Here is a 14,370-nt window from a genome sequence, read left to right on the forward strand (position 1 = left end):
TTCGTAAAAACAAACATCTAAGTATATGATAAGAATCGCTTTTTTTGCGGAGATCTTGTTTGAAGAATATGATGGTGCTGCCCGTACCATGTTTCAAATCATCAATCGAATCGATATAGAACGTTTTTCTTTCTTTTTTATTTATGGAAAAGGACCGGAAGAGATAGAAGGACATGCCTCGATTCGTATACCCACGCTCAATACAGGTTTAAATGCAGACTACAGTATTAGTCTGCCGGCGTTGGTAAAGGGGCAGATTAAGCAACAATTGGATGCGTTCCAGCCGGATGTTATCCATATTGCTACCCCTTCTTTATTGGGTTTTTTTGCTTTACGTTATGCGCGATCACGAAATATTCCGGTTATCAGTCTTTATCACACCAATTTTCTTTCTTATATACCCTATTATTTTCGGAAGGTTCCTACGCTTATTAAACCTGTGCAACGCTGGATGACGTCTGCTACTCGACGATTTTATAACAACTGTGACGTGGTCTATGTACCGTCCTGTGCTATGCAAAAACAGCTGGAGGATCTAGGTGTAGAAAGAGATAAAATGATCTTATGGCAACGTGGCATTGATTTAAAGCTTTTCAATCCGGAAAAAAGAGATAGGGCTTATGTGCGCGATATTACGGGAAACGACAATCCCAATATATTGTTTGCCAGTAGGTTGGTGTGGGAAAAAAATATACAAACTTTGATCGAAATTTATAAACGGCTTCAGAGATCGCATTTGCCCCATAATTTTATTGTGGCGGGTGATGGAGCTGCAGGGGAGGAGATGAAACGGCAAATGCCAGAAGCTATTTTTTTGGGGACATTATCCCACAGCGATCTTGCGAAACTGTATGCTTCATCGGATATTTTTGTTTTTCCGTCGATCTCGGAAACCTACGGAAATGTGGTTGTAGAAGCAATGGCTTCTGGCCTTCCCTGTGTTATCGCTGATGGCGGAGGAAGTGCAGATTTGGTACGACACGGACAAACTGGCTATAAATGTCTGCCTAGGTCTGCAGAGGATTTTCTTATTTATATCAGGATGTTGCTCGCAGATCCGACGTTACATAAATTTATCAGTGACACCGGAATCGCTTACACGGAAAAATTAGACTGGAAAAACCTGGTAGATCGCTATTTTGACGAAGTGACGCGATTAGGATTGCAATCCAACAAAAATATTGTCTGGGAAGCTTGCTAATGTACAAGAAAAGCCTTAAAATTTTAATGTTTGCCTGTATCGTTGTTCCCATAGCAATATTTATTGTTCAGGTGGATTTCGCGATCGTTTTGGCTGAGCTTCGGAAAATTGGATCGGGTTTTTTTGTCATTCTATTGATCACTCTTATAGCGTATATGCTCGGTACAATAGGTTGGTGGATTTGTTTAGGATCAGAACGTACTCGCATTTCTTTAGGGCAGCTTTTTGGAATTAGGCAAATTGGCGAAACGGTAGGGCTTTATAACCCGTCGAGCGTCGTCGGAGGGGATATGCTCAAGAACGAACTATTGAAATCCTACTCCATTTCAAACAGCAATGCATCAACATCTGTTGTCGTGTCACGTGTTACCGCCATATTATCACAACTGCTGCTTTTCATCTTATCTCTTTGTTGGTTAGTGGTTATCATGGATAATTCACGACAAGCGTTTTGGCTATATGGTTTATGCATACTGATTGCATTATTACTTTCATTAAAAATATTGTTTTTCTATCTGCTACATCAAAAGCGGAGTACAGTTGAGACGCAAGAGGTAGGCTCTTTTAATTTATGGCAACGCCTCTGTAAGGTTATTCGTAGTTTAGCCGTGCAAACACGATATTTTTTTCAGCATCACACAAAGCTCTTTTGGTGGTCTTACTTTTTCTTTTTTTTACATTGGTTGATAGGAGGCCTGGAATTTTATTTTATCCTTCGTTTTCTGAACTACGATGTACCGTTAATGCATAGCGTATGGATGGATATGGGCGTCATGATCTTTAAAAGCGTCGGTGCATTTATACCAGGGCAGTTAGGGATAGAGGAATTAGGTAATAAGATACTGTTGGCGAGTATAAGTATTCAGGGGTCTACCGTATGGATAACTGTATCGATATTGCGCCGTGCTCGTCAAATATGTTGGATATTAGTGGGGGTAATCTGTTATGTTTTTGTCCGCAAAACCGATACGCTTAGCATTTTCAAACATGGAAATACTGTTCGTTAGTCACAAGTATCCACCTGCTACTGGAGGGATGGAAAAGCAAAGTTATGAGCTGATTGAAGGCATGCATGCACACGCCATTGTACGAAAAATTGTTTATACAGGGGAAGAAAGCTACTTTCAGTTTTTTCGCAAATTAAATGGACGTATCCTATCGATGATACATCGATACCCTAAGATCGGTATAATACATTTTAATGATGGGTTGATAGCGGCTGTTGGCCTCTGGCATGTAGGCTATACGCATCTGCGTAGGGTCGTTACGCTCCACGGGTTAGATGTCGTCTTTCCACTTAAGGTCTATCAACGTTTCATTTTACCGCGATTTAATCGATACGATCATATCGTCGCAGTCAGTCATGCAACGGCTACCGCGGCTATCAGACGCGGGATAGACAAAAAGAAGGTTTCGGTTATCGCAAATGGTATTGATCATCAGTTGGAACCGAAAAATAATATCGAGGATTGGGAACAGTTTCGGCACAAATATCATTTGCCGGCTCATCGTAAAATTTTAGTAACATTAGGTAGGCCTGTTAAGCGAAAGGGTTTTTCGTGGTTTATTCGTGAGGTACTTCCGTTGCTTCCGGAAGAATATCATTTAGTCATGGCTGGTCCATTGTCTAAAGAGCCATCAAAAGTAGACAAACTGTTGGCGGGTTTACCGGAGAGGTGTCGCACCCTATATATGCTTTTTATGGGCTATCCTTCAGACCAAGCAGCGCTATGTACTTTATTAAACGATCCTGCATATGACAAAAAGATCACGCATCTAGGCAAATTACCGTTGGAAGAGGTAGAAATTCTGTTGAGTCATGCCGAGGCATTCTTAATGCCTAATATTAAAGTTGAAGGCGATATGGAGGGGTTTGGTCTGGTATGTCTGGAAGCAAGTGCCTGTGGGGCATTGGTGCTGGCGTCAGCACTGGATGGAATTACAGATGCTATACAACACCAAAAAAATGGCATACAGGTGGAACCGGAGAATGCAGAGGCTTGGTCGCAAGCAATCCAACACCGGTGGGATACGGAAGGGCAGCAGCGGTATGCTTTTCGTAAGTACACATTAAATCATTTCGGTTGGGACAAAATGGTAAATGATTATGCCGTATTATTTAAGAGGTTGTGTCAACATAAAAAAAGAGGCTTTTAGCCTCTTTTATTTTTTATCGTATCAAACAATATTAAACGTTCTCTTGGTTTAAATGTTGTTTATAGATTGCTTTCTTAATCTGGGTACGACGAGTTACTGATTTTTTCTCGTATGCTTGACGAGAACGAAGTTCACGTAATACACCAGTTTTTTCAAATTTCTTTTTGAAACGTTTCAACGCTCTGTCTAAAGATTCTCCTTCTTTTACATTTACGATAATCATGCTTTAAATACCTCCTTTCGTGCCCTTTTAATTTTTTGTGTGTGCAAAGATAGAGAAATAATTTAGATATAGAAAGGGATTGTCTAAGAAATGTTTCATAATCCCAATTTTTTTACAATTTCTTCCAAAGGCTCTTCCTGACTACACAATGCGGTTTGAAATCCTAATTTTTCCGCTGTTTCCAAATGTTGTGGACTATCGTCAATAAACAAAGTTTCTTGTTGTTGAATGCCTGTATCAATCACTAAATGGTCAAAAATATCCCGATTGGGTTTGCGTAAACCTATTACATGTGAATAATATGTTTTCTCAAAGAATACCGAGTTGTCCGGAACACCATATTTTTCCTGAATATGTTGCATGCAATATGCATAGTGAATTTCGTTGTTATTACTCAGCAAAAATAGGCGATATTTTGTTTGCAGGTACTCCAATATTTCATGTTTGCCTTCTGGCACTCCGATTAATAAAGCATTCCAAGCGTCATTAATTTGTTTATCGGTCAGGTCTGGGCAGTTTGCTCGCTCTCGAATCCCATTCCTAAATTCAGCGGCACTAATTTCTCCTCGATCAAAAGAGTCAAATAGGGGATCTTGTGCCCGATGTCCAAAAAAATCATTTACATTTTTGATACCCAAGGATATAAAGGCTTCTCGCACGCGAACAAAGTCAATCATAAAAATAACATTGCCGTAATCGAGTATAATATTTTTAATTTTTTGCATGGAAAATTTTGTTTTCTCCGTGCAAATATCGATAATTGCATCGTCAAAACGGAATGACAGTGCGTTCTTTTTGATAGGTTAAAAAACTGCGCCTATAGCTCAGTCGGTTAGAGTAGAAGACTCATAATCTTTTGGTCCCTGGTTCGAGCCCAGGTGGGCGCACAAATCGAAAAGTCGTTTTTCTGCAAAGGAAAGCGACTTTTTTCGTTTCTTAGGGCACTTTAGGGACATTTGTCCTACGTTGCATCGGATACCCCGAAACGGCGTGATTTGCATAATTTTTTGTTGAACTTCACGTAAAACCGTTACAAATACGTTACGGAAATTTTTGCGTGCTAATTCTAATGAATTATGGCAACCGTTAGCGACAAGGTGTTTGAGCACCACAAGAAAGCCGATGGAACGTACAATGTGAAAATCTGTATCCATCACAAGGACCAAAGAAAGTATCTTGACACAAACCATTACGTTGTCAAGAAGCAACTGACCAAGGATTACAAAGTCAAAGACCCGTTTATCGCGGACAAGGTCGAGCAACAGCTAAGGGACTATCGAAAGATGATCAGCGAACTCGACGATCGGCTGGATTATTTTACCGCTGAATCTCTACGCGATTACCTGCGAGACAAAGATGAAGATGTCGATTTTATCAAGTTTTTGATCAGCATATAGAACGTCTAAGAAAAGAAGATCGAATCGGAACCGCAAACAACCACCGGAAAATCCGCAACAGTTTGGTCGATTATTTCAACCGCTCGGCCGTATCCATCAAGGAGATCAACTCCAATATGCTGATTGCCTATGAACGTTACATGCGGTCAGAAAGGACGATGACACGTATAAATCAATTGGGAAATGAAGTGACAACAAAAGAAAAAGGTTTGTCTGACAGCGGCCTGCACAACAAGATGCGAGACCTACGTACCTTGTTCAACGCCGCGAGGGATCATTATAACAATGAAGACCTTGGAATATACCGCATCAAACATTATCCATTCAAGAAATACAAGGTTGGTTCCTCACCCCTCACCAAGAAAAGGAACAATACACTTGAACAAGTATTGACTATTCGGGATTGTGTAACCATCCCCGGAAGCCGTGCGGAATTAGCAAAGGAACTTTATATGCTTTCGTTCTACCTTTGTGGCATAAATGCCGTAGACCTGTACCAAATAACAGAACGTGACGTTAGAAACGGACGTTTAGACTATAACCGTTCCAAGACACAAGACAAACGTAAGGATAATGCCTTTATCAGTATTAAGATTGTTGATGAAGTAAGCCTTTATTGGAAAAATATTTAGGGAAATTGCGTGAACGCTATTCAAGTGCCAATGCCCTTAATTGGGCGTTATGTAAAGGCATGGAGCAATTACGCAAGTTGACTGGCATACCCGAACTAACTTTGTATTGGGCGAGACACACATTTGCGAACACGGCAAGGAATAATTGTCGCATGAGCAAAGACGACGTAACTCTTGCACTCAATCACGTTGACGAAGGCAATCGTCCTACGGACATCTATATCGCCAAAGACTGGAAGATTGTGGATGACGTTCAACGGAAGGTCATTGCACAGCTTATAAAATTCGAAATTAAGGTGATCAAGAAGGTACAAATGGAAAGCGAAACAGAAAAAAACGCTGCCTAATAAAAGAGAATGAATTACATGGGAATAATTTTCTCATGTAATTCATCTTAAGTATTTTAAATACGTAAATTTGAGTATCGATGAAAAATGTAGTTTGGTTTTTTATTACCTGCATCATTGCAACGATAGGCTTTTTTGCAGCCTTATCTATGAGAACCCCGTGGATAGGATTTGCTGTAGCTTTTGGTATATGGTTTATATTTATATGGACTACAACTAAGCCACGTAGGAGGTGATAAAATATCCATAGTACACAGATCAAAGTTTGGCTTATGTTATTATACGACGTGAAAAATTGATTTATTGACCAAAGAACCTTTTATCGCTTTGTCAGACAAACTGATACCCTCCTTTTCAAAAATCTTTTCCAGTTCGTATATTTCTCTAATGATGTACACGGTTTTGCCGTGTTCTTCAAGGTACAATGCCAATTCATTCATCTGCTCTAAATCTTCATCTATCAGGATGAATCTGGAATACTCCCGTAGAAATTTATTTTCAATGGAAGCGGGTTCAATTTTTTTATTCACTATTATAAAAGGTGCTGTCTGCTGTTGATTTCTCATAGGATTATTGCATTACGAAATTTCTCAATCAGAATGACCGGCTATTATCTGTTTCGATAAAACCGGCCATTCATTTCAACTATAATTAGCAACTACTGCCAGCCACCGCCGACAGCTCGGTAAAGTGCTGTAATGGCATTTAAACGTAGCGTTTTCAAAGAGGCAAGCTCCAGATCAGCCTGCAATTTGCTTGATTGGGCAACGATCACTTCCAGATAGGTTGCCTCCCCATATTGATATAATTTTAGGGAGTTGTTTACGACGTTTTCAGCTTTTTCTACCAATCCGATAGCAACAACTTCCTGCTCTTGCAGCTTTTCAATCTGCACCAGCGCATCCGAAACTTCACCGTAGGCATTCAGCACGGATTGCTTGAAGTTGATCTCACCCTGTTCAGATGCGATCTTGGCCTGTTCATATCTTGTTTTCAATTGCTTCCCCTGTAATATGGGCTGGGCAATCGTTCCTGTCGCCAAACCAAACAAAGAACCGGGTACATTAAACCAATTGGATGCTTTCAGCGCATTAAGACCACCCTGTGCCGTAATGTTCAATGCAGGATACATACTAACTTTGGCAACGTGGATGCTGGCAAAACTCTTTCGTAAAGTCAATTCACTGCTTTTTACATCTGGTCGGTAACTCAACATTTCTGCTGGTATTCCGGTTGAAATGCTTTCGGGAGTAACCACATTGTCCAAACTGGCCTGTCTTTTGATCTTTTCTGGGAATGAACCTGTAAGAATACTCAACGCATTTTCTTGAAGACTGATAGATGACTCCAACTGCGGAATGCTTTTCAGTATCTGCTCTTTTGCTATTCCCTGTTGCTCCACGGCAAGGGAATTGATCACGCCCAATTCGTACTGCTTTTGCAGGATAATCAGTGTATTGTCAGCAAAAGCGAGGTTTTGCTGTGTCACTTCCAATTGCTTGTCAAGCATCAGCAGGTTATAATAACCTTGCACGATTTCCGATACCAATCTAGTTTGAATCGCTTTGGCTGCTTCCTGTGTCTGCAAGAAGTCAGCCAGCGCTTCTTCTTTTGCTCCCTTGATCTTGCCCCAGATATCCGCTTCCCAAGAGAGGTTTATAGACGTGGTGTAATCTGTCAGGTAACTTTGTCCGAGAAAATAACTCAAAGATTCTCCGTTCATACTGTTACCAGAAGGGCTATTGATATTGGCACTTACTACCGTTGCGTCAATCTTTGGAGCATATCCCCACTTTGCTTGTCTGTAGCCAAGCGAAGCAGATTCGATCTGCTTTAAGGCTACTTTTAGATCATTGTTCTGCTGCATTGCCTTATCAATAAGGGAAATGAGTACAGGGTCTTTAAAGAAATCCCTGTAGCTTATCTTGGCAATACTTAGCGTGTCGGTCTGTCCTGTATCCGTTCTGAATATTTCGGGCAGGTTAAGTTCCGGCTGCTGGTATTCCTGAACCGCACAGGATGACAAAAATCCCGATAAAAGCAAGGTGCCGACCCATTTATATGTTCTGTTTTTCACTAAATTCATTTTTTACATTTTATAATTAATATTCCCAATCTGCGTCTGTTACGGTTTTACCACTGATTTTCTCGTGGAAATATTGGAAGACCACAAACAGAACAGGTGTGATAAACAGTCCTAAAATGGTTCCGAAAAGCATCCCTGAAATAGCAGCCCAGCCAATAGAGTGGTTACCCATTGCTGACGGACCGACAACGAACAGCAAAGGGATCAATCCCGTGATAAATGCCAGTGAAGTCATCAGGATAGGGCGCAGACGGGCTTTGGCACCTTCAATGGCAGATGCAAGCAGGCTTTTACCTGCCCGTCTGCGTTGAATGGCAAATTCCACGATCAGGATACCGTTCTTCGCCAACAGACCGATCAGCATCACCAACGCAATCTGTACATAGATATTGTTGGATATACCGGCAAAGGTGATTCCGATAAATACCCCGCTTAGACCTATCGGAATAGCTAACAGCACCGATAAGGGCAGTACATAACTTTCGTATTGTGCTGCAAGCAGGAAGTAAACAAAGATGAGACACAGGGCAAAAATCAAGGTCGATTGCGCACCTGACTTACTTTCCTCGCGGCTCATTCCTTTATAGTCATAGGTATATCCCGGAGGCAATACCTGCTTGCCCACTTCTTCGATAGCCGTCATAGCCTGTCCCGTACTATATCCCCAGCCGGGGATCACCGTTAGGTTGGAAGATTTGAAAAGATTGAATCTGTCTACGACTTCGGCGCCCGTTGTTCTTTTTAACGTAACCAACGTGTTTATAGGTACCATTTCTCCACTGCTATTTTTTACAAAAACACCGTTCAATGAGGCTTCGTCCTTACGTGTTTCGGGAGTTGCTTGTACCAATACTCTGTAATATTTACCAAAGCGGTTAAAATCTGAAGATTGGATACTACCGTAATATCCCTGCATGACACCCATAACTTCAGCAACAGTTACACCCAATTGGGCAGCTTTAGATTCATCCACGACCACTTCATATTGCGGATAGGAAACATCAAAAGTGGTATAGGCCACCATAATTTCCGGTCTTTGCATCAAAGCTCCCATCATGGCATAGGAAGCATTCCCAAGGTTGTGCAGCTCACCATTGGTCCTGTCCTGCAAGACCAGTTCTATACCACTGGTGTTACCAAAACCATCCACCGTAGGCGTGTTTACAACAAGGAAGTTTGCCCTCTTGTCCTGCGATAAGATGCCCGTCAATTGTCCGATTACTTGATCTATGTTATGTATATCCCCGCGTTCTTTAGGTTTTTTCAGCTTCACAAAGAAGGTCGCTGCATTAGAGGCATTGGCACCGCTGAATAGACCCAATCCCGTTACGGACATCACATTGTCGGTCGCCGGATGGTGGACAAGAACATCTTCCGCTTTATTGACAACATCTGCGGTACGGTCAATAGAAGCTCCCGGAGGAAGATTTACCGTTGCAATAATAAAATTCTGATCTTCATCAGGAATAAATCCTGTTGGCGTTACCATCGACATCCACGCAAACAATCCACCAAATACTGCCATGATAGAAAATGCCACCCATTTTCTCTTGATAAGGAATAGGATTGATTTTCCGTATCTGTTGGTCATTTTATTGAATGAGGCATTGAAACCTGCAAAGAAACGATCTTTAAAACCGAGCTTTTTTTGTTCACCATCTTCCGTATGATGTTGCTTTAAAAACAACGCGCACAATGCAGGGCTTAATGTCAAGGCATTAATAGCGGAAATGACAATCGCTATTGCCAAGGTTAGGGCAAATTGCTGATAGAACAGCCCGGTCGAACCCTCCATAAAGGACACCGGAATAAACACGGCAGACATCACCAGTGTAATGGAAACAATCGCTCCCGATATTTCACTCATGGCAGAGACTGTAGCAGCCCTTGCATTGAGTTTTTTCTTCTCCATCTTGGCGTGTACGGCTTCGACCACCACAATCGCATCATCCACGACTATACCGATCGCCAGCACGAGAGCAAACAAAGTGAGTATATTTATCGAAAAGCCAAAGAGGTTCATAAAGAAAAAGGTACCTACAATGGAAACCGGCACTGCAATGGCAGGTATCAACGTAGAACGGAAATCCTGAAGGAAGATAAATACCACTAAAAATACCAGAATAAAAGCCTCAATCAAAGTAATTATAACCTGATCGATGGATCGGTCAAGCGAATCTTTGGTAGCAAAAGGTATCTGATAGATCATTTTATCCGGAAATGATCTGGACAGCTCTTTCATTTTTTCCATCACCTCTATCTGCACCTCGTTGGCATTGGAACCGGCCATCTGGAAAACAGCCATAGAAACGGACTGTTTCTTATCCGATTTGGAAGATATGGCATAATTATATGCCGCAAATTCTACGGTTGCCAGATCTTTCAGCCGTAATACGGAACCATCGTTTAAAGCCCGTACTATAATATTTTTATACTGTTCGGGTTCTGTAAATTTACCTTTGTATCGCATGACATACTCCATCGCTTCATCCGTGCGCTCACCGAAACGACCGGGTGCAGCTTCGAGGTTTTGGGATTGGATAGCATTGGAAACCTCAAATGGCGTTAGATTATAAGCATTCAGTTTGGCGGGGTCTAACCACACACGCATAGAATAATCCTTGTTGCCCCAGGCCATTGCATCACCCACACCCTTGATTCTTTTCAGCTCGGGCAGGATATTGATCTTGGCATAGTTTTCTATAAAAAGATCGTCCAACGAACCGTCTTCACTGGTCAAACTTATAATCGCTATTTGGCTGTTCTGTCTTTTTATCGTAGTAATACCGGTCTGTACGACTTCTACAGGCAATTGATTCGTGACCTGTGCCACACGGTTCTGTACATTGATAGCCGCTTGATCGGGGTCAGTTCCCAATTTGAAAATAACGGTAATCTGTAATGTTCCGTCATTACTGGCAACTGAACTGATATAATCCATATTTTCCACACCGTTGATTGCATTCTCCAATGGAGGTGCTACGGAACGGGAGATTGCTTCGGCATTGGCTCCAGGATAGGTTGCGATGACCATTACCGTAGGCGGGGCAATGTCAGGGAACTTGGTAATAGGAAGGCTGACCATCCCTACGATCCCCAATATTACCAATAGCACAGAAATAACTGTCGCCAATACGGGTTTTTTTATAATACTTTTTAGCATAATCTCTCTGAAATGTATTTAATTAGTTATGGGAATTTTTATGTTCTTCAGGAACTGATTTTTGTTCTACCACTGCATCGCCAGACTGTAACCTTTCAAAGCCTGAAACAATGTATTTATCGCCGGGTTTGATCCCGTCCGTTACGATGAAATTTTGTCCTGATTTTCCTGAAACCTGAATGGGAAGTTGGACTACCTTGCTTTCTTGATCAACGGAATAAGCAAATATCCTGTCCTGAATACTCATTGTGGAAGAAATCGGGAACAGTATAGCATTGTCATGGTTTTGCCCCAGTACAATTCTTCCTGTATTACCGCTTCTGAGCAACAATTTCGGATTGCTGAATTTTGCCCGCATCGTAATGGAACCTGTGGTTCTGCTGAATTGACCATCAATTGCATCTATTTTTCCCTGTAGCTCATATTTACTCCCGTTTGAAATCAAAAGGTCAACGGCAGGTGCATTATTCAGTTTGCCGTCATATCTTTGCTGGAAATCCACGAAATCATTTTCGCTCATACTGAAATAGACATACACTTCCTGTATATCCGAAAGTACCGTGATCGATTCTACGTTTGTAGGAGAAAGCAAACTTCCCGGACGGTAATTCAATCTTCCGATATATCCGCTTACCGGTGCTTTAATAGTGCTGAAATTAACGTTAATCCGTGCCGATTCTATTGCCGATTCGGCTTGTGCAACAGCTCCCTGCGCTCCATCATATGTTGCTTGCGCTTCTTGTATCTGAATATCGGTAACAACTTTACTGCTGACCAATTCCTTTTTTCTGTCCAAATTGATTTTTGCAGTTAAAAGGCTCGCTTTAGCAGTGGTAAGAGCCGCCTGCGCAGTCCGTAGCTGTTCCTGATAGACACCGTCATCTAACTTGAACAAAGGCTGACCTGCTTTGACGTACTCACCCTCATCTACATAGATTTTACTTAGATAGCCGGATACCTGAGGACGGATCTCCACATTAGCAATACCTTCTATACTTGCGGAATATTCTTTTTCAACGGCAACGTTTTGCTGTTGCACCACAGCGAATGGAAGTTCGGGAGCTCCCTGATTCCATCCAGCTTCCTGATTATTCTGCCCGCAACCTGTCATTAAAAATATAGACAAGAGCAAGCCCGGCGATCCTATCTGAAAAAGTTTGTTTTTAAGTGGTTTAACAGGATTGACAGGATCGTTTAATAAAATTGAACGAATTGATTTTGACATGATTATGATATATATATTTATTAGAAAACAATACAAGTTGAAAAGGCCGGATACAGGAACTGTACCGACTAATGACATTTGGTTTGGCGTGACTATTTTAATAAAGTACGAACCAGAAGGCGACCAATGGGGCGACCTGTGGCAATCTGGGGGTTAAATTCATGATGTGCATCCGAAAAGTTTAGGTAGAAAAGGACTGTTCGAAAAGGAAAGAGAATAGCTGTGAATAATACTTATAACAGGTAATCTTAATGTCTTAAATCGTACATCAATATCCCGTTTACTGCTTACAACAACTAAGTTATTATCCATATTATCCTTGTTCGGAAGTGCCATAATTTGTCTAAACGACATACAAATGTAGAATTTTTTTAAAACAAACCAATCGTTCGGTATCTTTGAAAAAAAATATTTGTTTATGAGAGAGAGCAATCAATATACAAGAAAGAAAGAACCGGAATTGAACAGGCAATCAATTATAGATGCTGCTACAGATATTGGCTCTGAAACCGACTGGAGCCAAGTTACTTTTCAAGCTATTGCTGATCGTATTGGATTAAGTAAGGGGGGAATCATTCATCATTTCAGGAATAAGGAAGAGCTTTTGGACGAGCTGATGAGTGAAAGTTTAGCGGAACTGACAAACTGGATAGAGCAATATAAGAAAGAGCATCCTGATAAGGAAGGGGCAACGGCATATTTGGATTTTGTGTTGAACGAAAGAAAAGATGAAAGATATAAAAAAACAATGCGAATAGTTCTACAGGCCATTTTGGTAAATCCCAAATACAGAACAGAATGGAACAAATGGTACAATAAATATATTATTCCTCCCGAAGGTGAAATGAGCACCAAAAGTTTAGCTATTTATCTAATTGCAGATGGTATTTGGTATGGCGAAAATATGAATTCACATACCTATTCTGAAAAAGATAAAAAACGGATTATGAGCTATGTCAAAACGCTATAAGTAATGAAATATTTGCATTTAGCATTAGCTATAATTTTTGAAGTTGTCGGTTCATCTTTTATAAAAGCGTCAGATGGATTTTCTAAATGGCTCCCTACTACCATTGTTGCCATAGCTTATATGATTTGTTTCTATTTTTTGGCACAAGCTTTAAGGTACATTCCATTGGGAGTTGCTTATGCTATTTGGGGCGGATTGGGAATTGTCCTAACAGCGACAATTTCAGTGTTGGTATTCAAGCAAAAGTTAGATATACCTGCCATCATAGGGATTGTACTTATCGTATCAGGCGTATTTGTAATGAATTTTTTCTCGAAAAGTTTAAGTCACTAATATCAGTTGAAACTAAAAAAATAAATGGAAGAAACAGTCGTTCACACCAACAAAACATTTTCAGGTGTTGATTATTCAGAAAAAAAATTAAGAAACAGAGAATTCGTACAATGTGAATTTGTAAGTTGTGATTTCAACAAAAGTGATCTGAAAGAGAATGACTTTGAAGATTGTACATTTAAACAATGTAATTTTTCAATGGCCGACATCGACGGAACAGGATTTCGTAACGCTGTGTTCTTTGGCTGTAAAATGCTCGGCGTAGATTTCACAAGATGCAGTAAGTTCGCTTTCTCTCTTTCATTTACAGACTGCCATTTAGATTACAGTAATTTTTTTGGAACAAAGCTAAAAAAAACAATATTTAAAAACTGTACTTTAAAAGATGTAGAATTTACGGAAGCTGACCTAACAGCTTCGGAATTTTTGGATTGTGATCTTACTTCTGCAAAATTTTCTAACACCAATCTTGAAAAAGCAGATTTTAGAACAGCTGTCAACTTCGCAATAGACCCTGACGGAAACAGAATGAGGAAAGCAAAATTTTCGTCACTAAATATCGCAGGCTTATTGTATAAATACAATCTTGATATTTATTACAGGAATTAATTGTTCACTTCCGTAAATAAAGCTAAT

Annotated in this window: 15 protein-coding genes and 1 tRNA gene; 10 read left to right on the top strand and 6 right to left on the bottom strand. The window is 40.6% G+C overall.

What is annotated here, in order from left to right:
- Positions 1-25: 25 nt before the first annotated feature.
- The 3 genes from EWE74_RS02990 to EWE74_RS03000 are packed head-to-tail and all read left to right on the top strand — an operon-like array spanning position 26 to position 3,358.
- Positions 26-1,201: a glycosyltransferase family 4 protein gene (locus EWE74_RS02990; RefSeq protein ID WP_130140041.1), complete on the top strand. Its 1,176-nt coding sequence runs from the start codon at positions 26-28 to the stop codon at positions 1,199-1,201.
- On the top strand, positions 1,201-2,208 hold the full coding sequence (locus EWE74_RS02995) for a lysylphosphatidylglycerol synthase transmembrane domain-containing protein (protein WP_130140042.1): 1,008 nt from the start codon (positions 1,201-1,203) through the stop codon (positions 2,206-2,208). Before EWE74_RS02990 ends, EWE74_RS02995 begins: the two co-directional genes overlap by 1 nt.
- Positions 2,189-3,358 (top strand): glycosyltransferase family 4 protein, encoded by a 1,170-nt coding sequence (locus EWE74_RS03000; protein ID WP_130140043.1) that lies wholly within the window; start codon positions 2,189-2,191, stop codon positions 3,356-3,358. Before EWE74_RS02995 ends, EWE74_RS03000 begins: the two co-directional genes overlap by 20 nt.
- Before the next feature lie 31 nt (positions 3,359-3,389).
- On the opposite strand, the gene rpsU is transcribed toward EWE74_RS03000, so the two are convergent.
- Positions 3,390-3,581 carry a 30S ribosomal protein S21 gene (gene rpsU / locus EWE74_RS03005; protein WP_130140044.1) on the bottom strand — a complete coding sequence of 64 codons (192 nt, stop codon included), beginning with the start codon at positions 3,579-3,581 and terminating at the stop codon, positions 3,390-3,392.
- A gap of 95 nt (positions 3,582-3,676) precedes the next feature.
- Positions 3,677-4,306, bottom strand: coding sequence for an HAD family hydrolase (locus tag EWE74_RS03010; protein WP_130140045.1), 630 nt, complete (start codon positions 4,304-4,306; stop codon positions 3,677-3,679).
- 88 nt (positions 4,307-4,394) lie between these two features.
- Here EWE74_RS03010 and EWE74_RS03015 point away from each other — a divergent pair.
- The 4 genes from EWE74_RS03015 to EWE74_RS21270 all read left to right on the top strand — a co-directional run bounded on the left by EWE74_RS03015 (position 4,395) and on the right by EWE74_RS21270 (position 5,957).
- Positions 4,395-4,468 (top strand) — tRNA-Ile (locus EWE74_RS03015).
- 189 nt (positions 4,469-4,657) lie between these two features.
- On the top strand, positions 4,658-4,978 hold the full coding sequence (locus tag EWE74_RS21260) for a hypothetical protein (RefSeq protein ID WP_239018536.1): 321 nt from the start codon (positions 4,658-4,660) through the stop codon (positions 4,976-4,978).
- 23 nt (positions 4,979-5,001) lie between these two features.
- Positions 5,002-5,610, top strand: a complete 609-nt coding sequence (locus tag EWE74_RS21265) for a phage integrase SAM-like domain-containing protein (protein WP_239018594.1) — start codon at positions 5,002-5,004, stop codon at positions 5,608-5,610.
- A 59-nt stretch (positions 5,611-5,669) separates the two neighbouring features.
- Positions 5,670-5,957 carry a site-specific integrase gene (locus tag EWE74_RS21270; protein WP_239018537.1) on the top strand — a complete coding sequence of 96 codons (288 nt, stop codon included), beginning with the start codon at positions 5,670-5,672 and terminating at the stop codon, positions 5,955-5,957.
- Between the two features lie 278 nt (positions 5,958-6,235).
- Here the strand turns inward: EWE74_RS21270 and EWE74_RS03025 are convergent, their stop codons facing one another.
- From EWE74_RS03025 to EWE74_RS03040, 4 genes are all read right to left on the bottom strand, one after another.
- Complete coding sequence (locus EWE74_RS03025; protein ID WP_130140046.1) at positions 6,236-6,523, bottom strand: hypothetical protein; 288 nt, start codon at positions 6,521-6,523, stop codon at positions 6,236-6,238.
- Between the two features lie 92 nt (positions 6,524-6,615).
- Complete coding sequence (locus EWE74_RS03030) at positions 6,616-8,043, bottom strand: efflux transporter outer membrane subunit (protein ID WP_130140047.1); 1,428 nt, start codon at positions 8,041-8,043, stop codon at positions 6,616-6,618.
- Between the two features lie 16 nt (positions 8,044-8,059).
- Entirely contained in the window at positions 8,060-11,206 is a 3,147-nt protein-coding gene (locus EWE74_RS03035) for an efflux RND transporter permease subunit (protein WP_130140048.1), read from the bottom strand.
- Between the two features lie 22 nt (positions 11,207-11,228).
- Positions 11,229-12,431, bottom strand: coding sequence for an efflux RND transporter periplasmic adaptor subunit (locus EWE74_RS03040; RefSeq protein ID WP_130140049.1), 1,203 nt, complete (start codon positions 12,429-12,431; stop codon positions 11,229-11,231).
- Positions 12,432-12,849: 418 nt separating this feature from the next.
- Here EWE74_RS03040 and EWE74_RS03045 point away from each other — a divergent pair, with 418 nt between their 5' ends.
- Genes EWE74_RS03045 through EWE74_RS03055 form a run of 3 tightly spaced genes read left to right on the top strand, consistent with a single transcriptional unit; the run spans position 12,850 to position 14,343 of the window.
- Positions 12,850-13,401, top strand: coding sequence for a TetR/AcrR family transcriptional regulator (locus tag EWE74_RS03045; RefSeq protein ID WP_130140050.1), 552 nt, complete (start codon positions 12,850-12,852; stop codon positions 13,399-13,401).
- A gap of 3 nt (positions 13,402-13,404) precedes the next feature.
- Positions 13,405-13,734 (top strand): DMT family transporter, encoded by a 330-nt coding sequence (locus tag EWE74_RS03050; protein ID WP_130140051.1) that lies wholly within the window; start codon positions 13,405-13,407, stop codon positions 13,732-13,734.
- A gap of 24 nt (positions 13,735-13,758) precedes the next feature.
- Positions 13,759-14,343 (top strand): pentapeptide repeat-containing protein, encoded by a 585-nt coding sequence (locus EWE74_RS03055; protein ID WP_130140052.1) that lies wholly within the window; start codon positions 13,759-13,761, stop codon positions 14,341-14,343.
- Positions 14,344-14,370 lie beyond the last annotated feature (27 nt).

It is taken from the genome of Sphingobacterium corticibacterium (genome assembly GCF_004208525.1).
In the GTDB taxonomy this organism is placed as follows: Bacteria; Bacteroidota; Bacteroidia; order Sphingobacteriales; family Sphingobacteriaceae; genus Sphingobacterium; species Sphingobacterium corticibacterium.

Excerpts from the sequence above, each read along its gene's own strand:
- EWE74_RS02990 (WP_130140041.1), top strand. The coding sequence starts at position 26 with ATGATAAGAATCGCTTTTTTTGCGGAGATCTTGTTTGAAGAATATGAT.
- EWE74_RS02995 (WP_130140042.1), top strand. The coding sequence starts at position 1,201 with ATGTACAAGAAAAGCCTTAAAATTTTAATGTTTGCCTGTATCGTTGTT.
- EWE74_RS03000 (WP_130140043.1), top strand. The coding sequence starts at position 2,189 with ATGGAAATACTGTTCGTTAGTCACAAGTATCCACCTGCTACTGGAGGG.
- rpsU (WP_130140044.1), bottom strand. The coding sequence starts at position 3,581 with ATGATTATCGTAAATGTAAAAGAAGGAGAATCTTTAGACAGAGCGTTG.
- EWE74_RS03010 (WP_130140045.1), bottom strand. The coding sequence starts at position 4,306 with ATGCAAAAAATTAAAAATATTATACTCGATTACGGCAATGTTATTTTT.
- EWE74_RS21260 (WP_239018536.1), top strand. The coding sequence starts at position 4,658 with ATGGCAACCGTTAGCGACAAGGTGTTTGAGCACCACAAGAAAGCCGAT.
- EWE74_RS21270 (WP_239018537.1), top strand. The coding sequence starts at position 5,670 with ATGGAGCAATTACGCAAGTTGACTGGCATACCCGAACTAACTTTGTAT.
- EWE74_RS03025 (WP_130140046.1), bottom strand. The coding sequence starts at position 6,523 with ATGAGAAATCAACAGCAGACAGCACCTTTTATAATAGTGAATAAAAAA.
- EWE74_RS03030 (WP_130140047.1), bottom strand. The coding sequence starts at position 8,043 with ATGAATTTAGTGAAAAACAGAACATATAAATGGGTCGGCACCTTGCTT.
- EWE74_RS03035 (WP_130140048.1), bottom strand. The coding sequence starts at position 11,206 with ATGCTAAAAAGTATTATAAAAAAACCCGTATTGGCGACAGTTATTTCT.
- EWE74_RS03040 (WP_130140049.1), bottom strand. The coding sequence starts at position 12,431 with ATGTCAAAATCAATTCGTTCAATTTTATTAAACGATCCTGTCAATCCT.
- EWE74_RS03045 (WP_130140050.1), top strand. The coding sequence starts at position 12,850 with ATGAGAGAGAGCAATCAATATACAAGAAAGAAAGAACCGGAATTGAAC.
- EWE74_RS03050 (WP_130140051.1), top strand. The coding sequence starts at position 13,405 with ATGAAATATTTGCATTTAGCATTAGCTATAATTTTTGAAGTTGTCGGT.
- EWE74_RS03055 (WP_130140052.1), top strand. The coding sequence starts at position 13,759 with ATGGAAGAAACAGTCGTTCACACCAACAAAACATTTTCAGGTGTTGAT.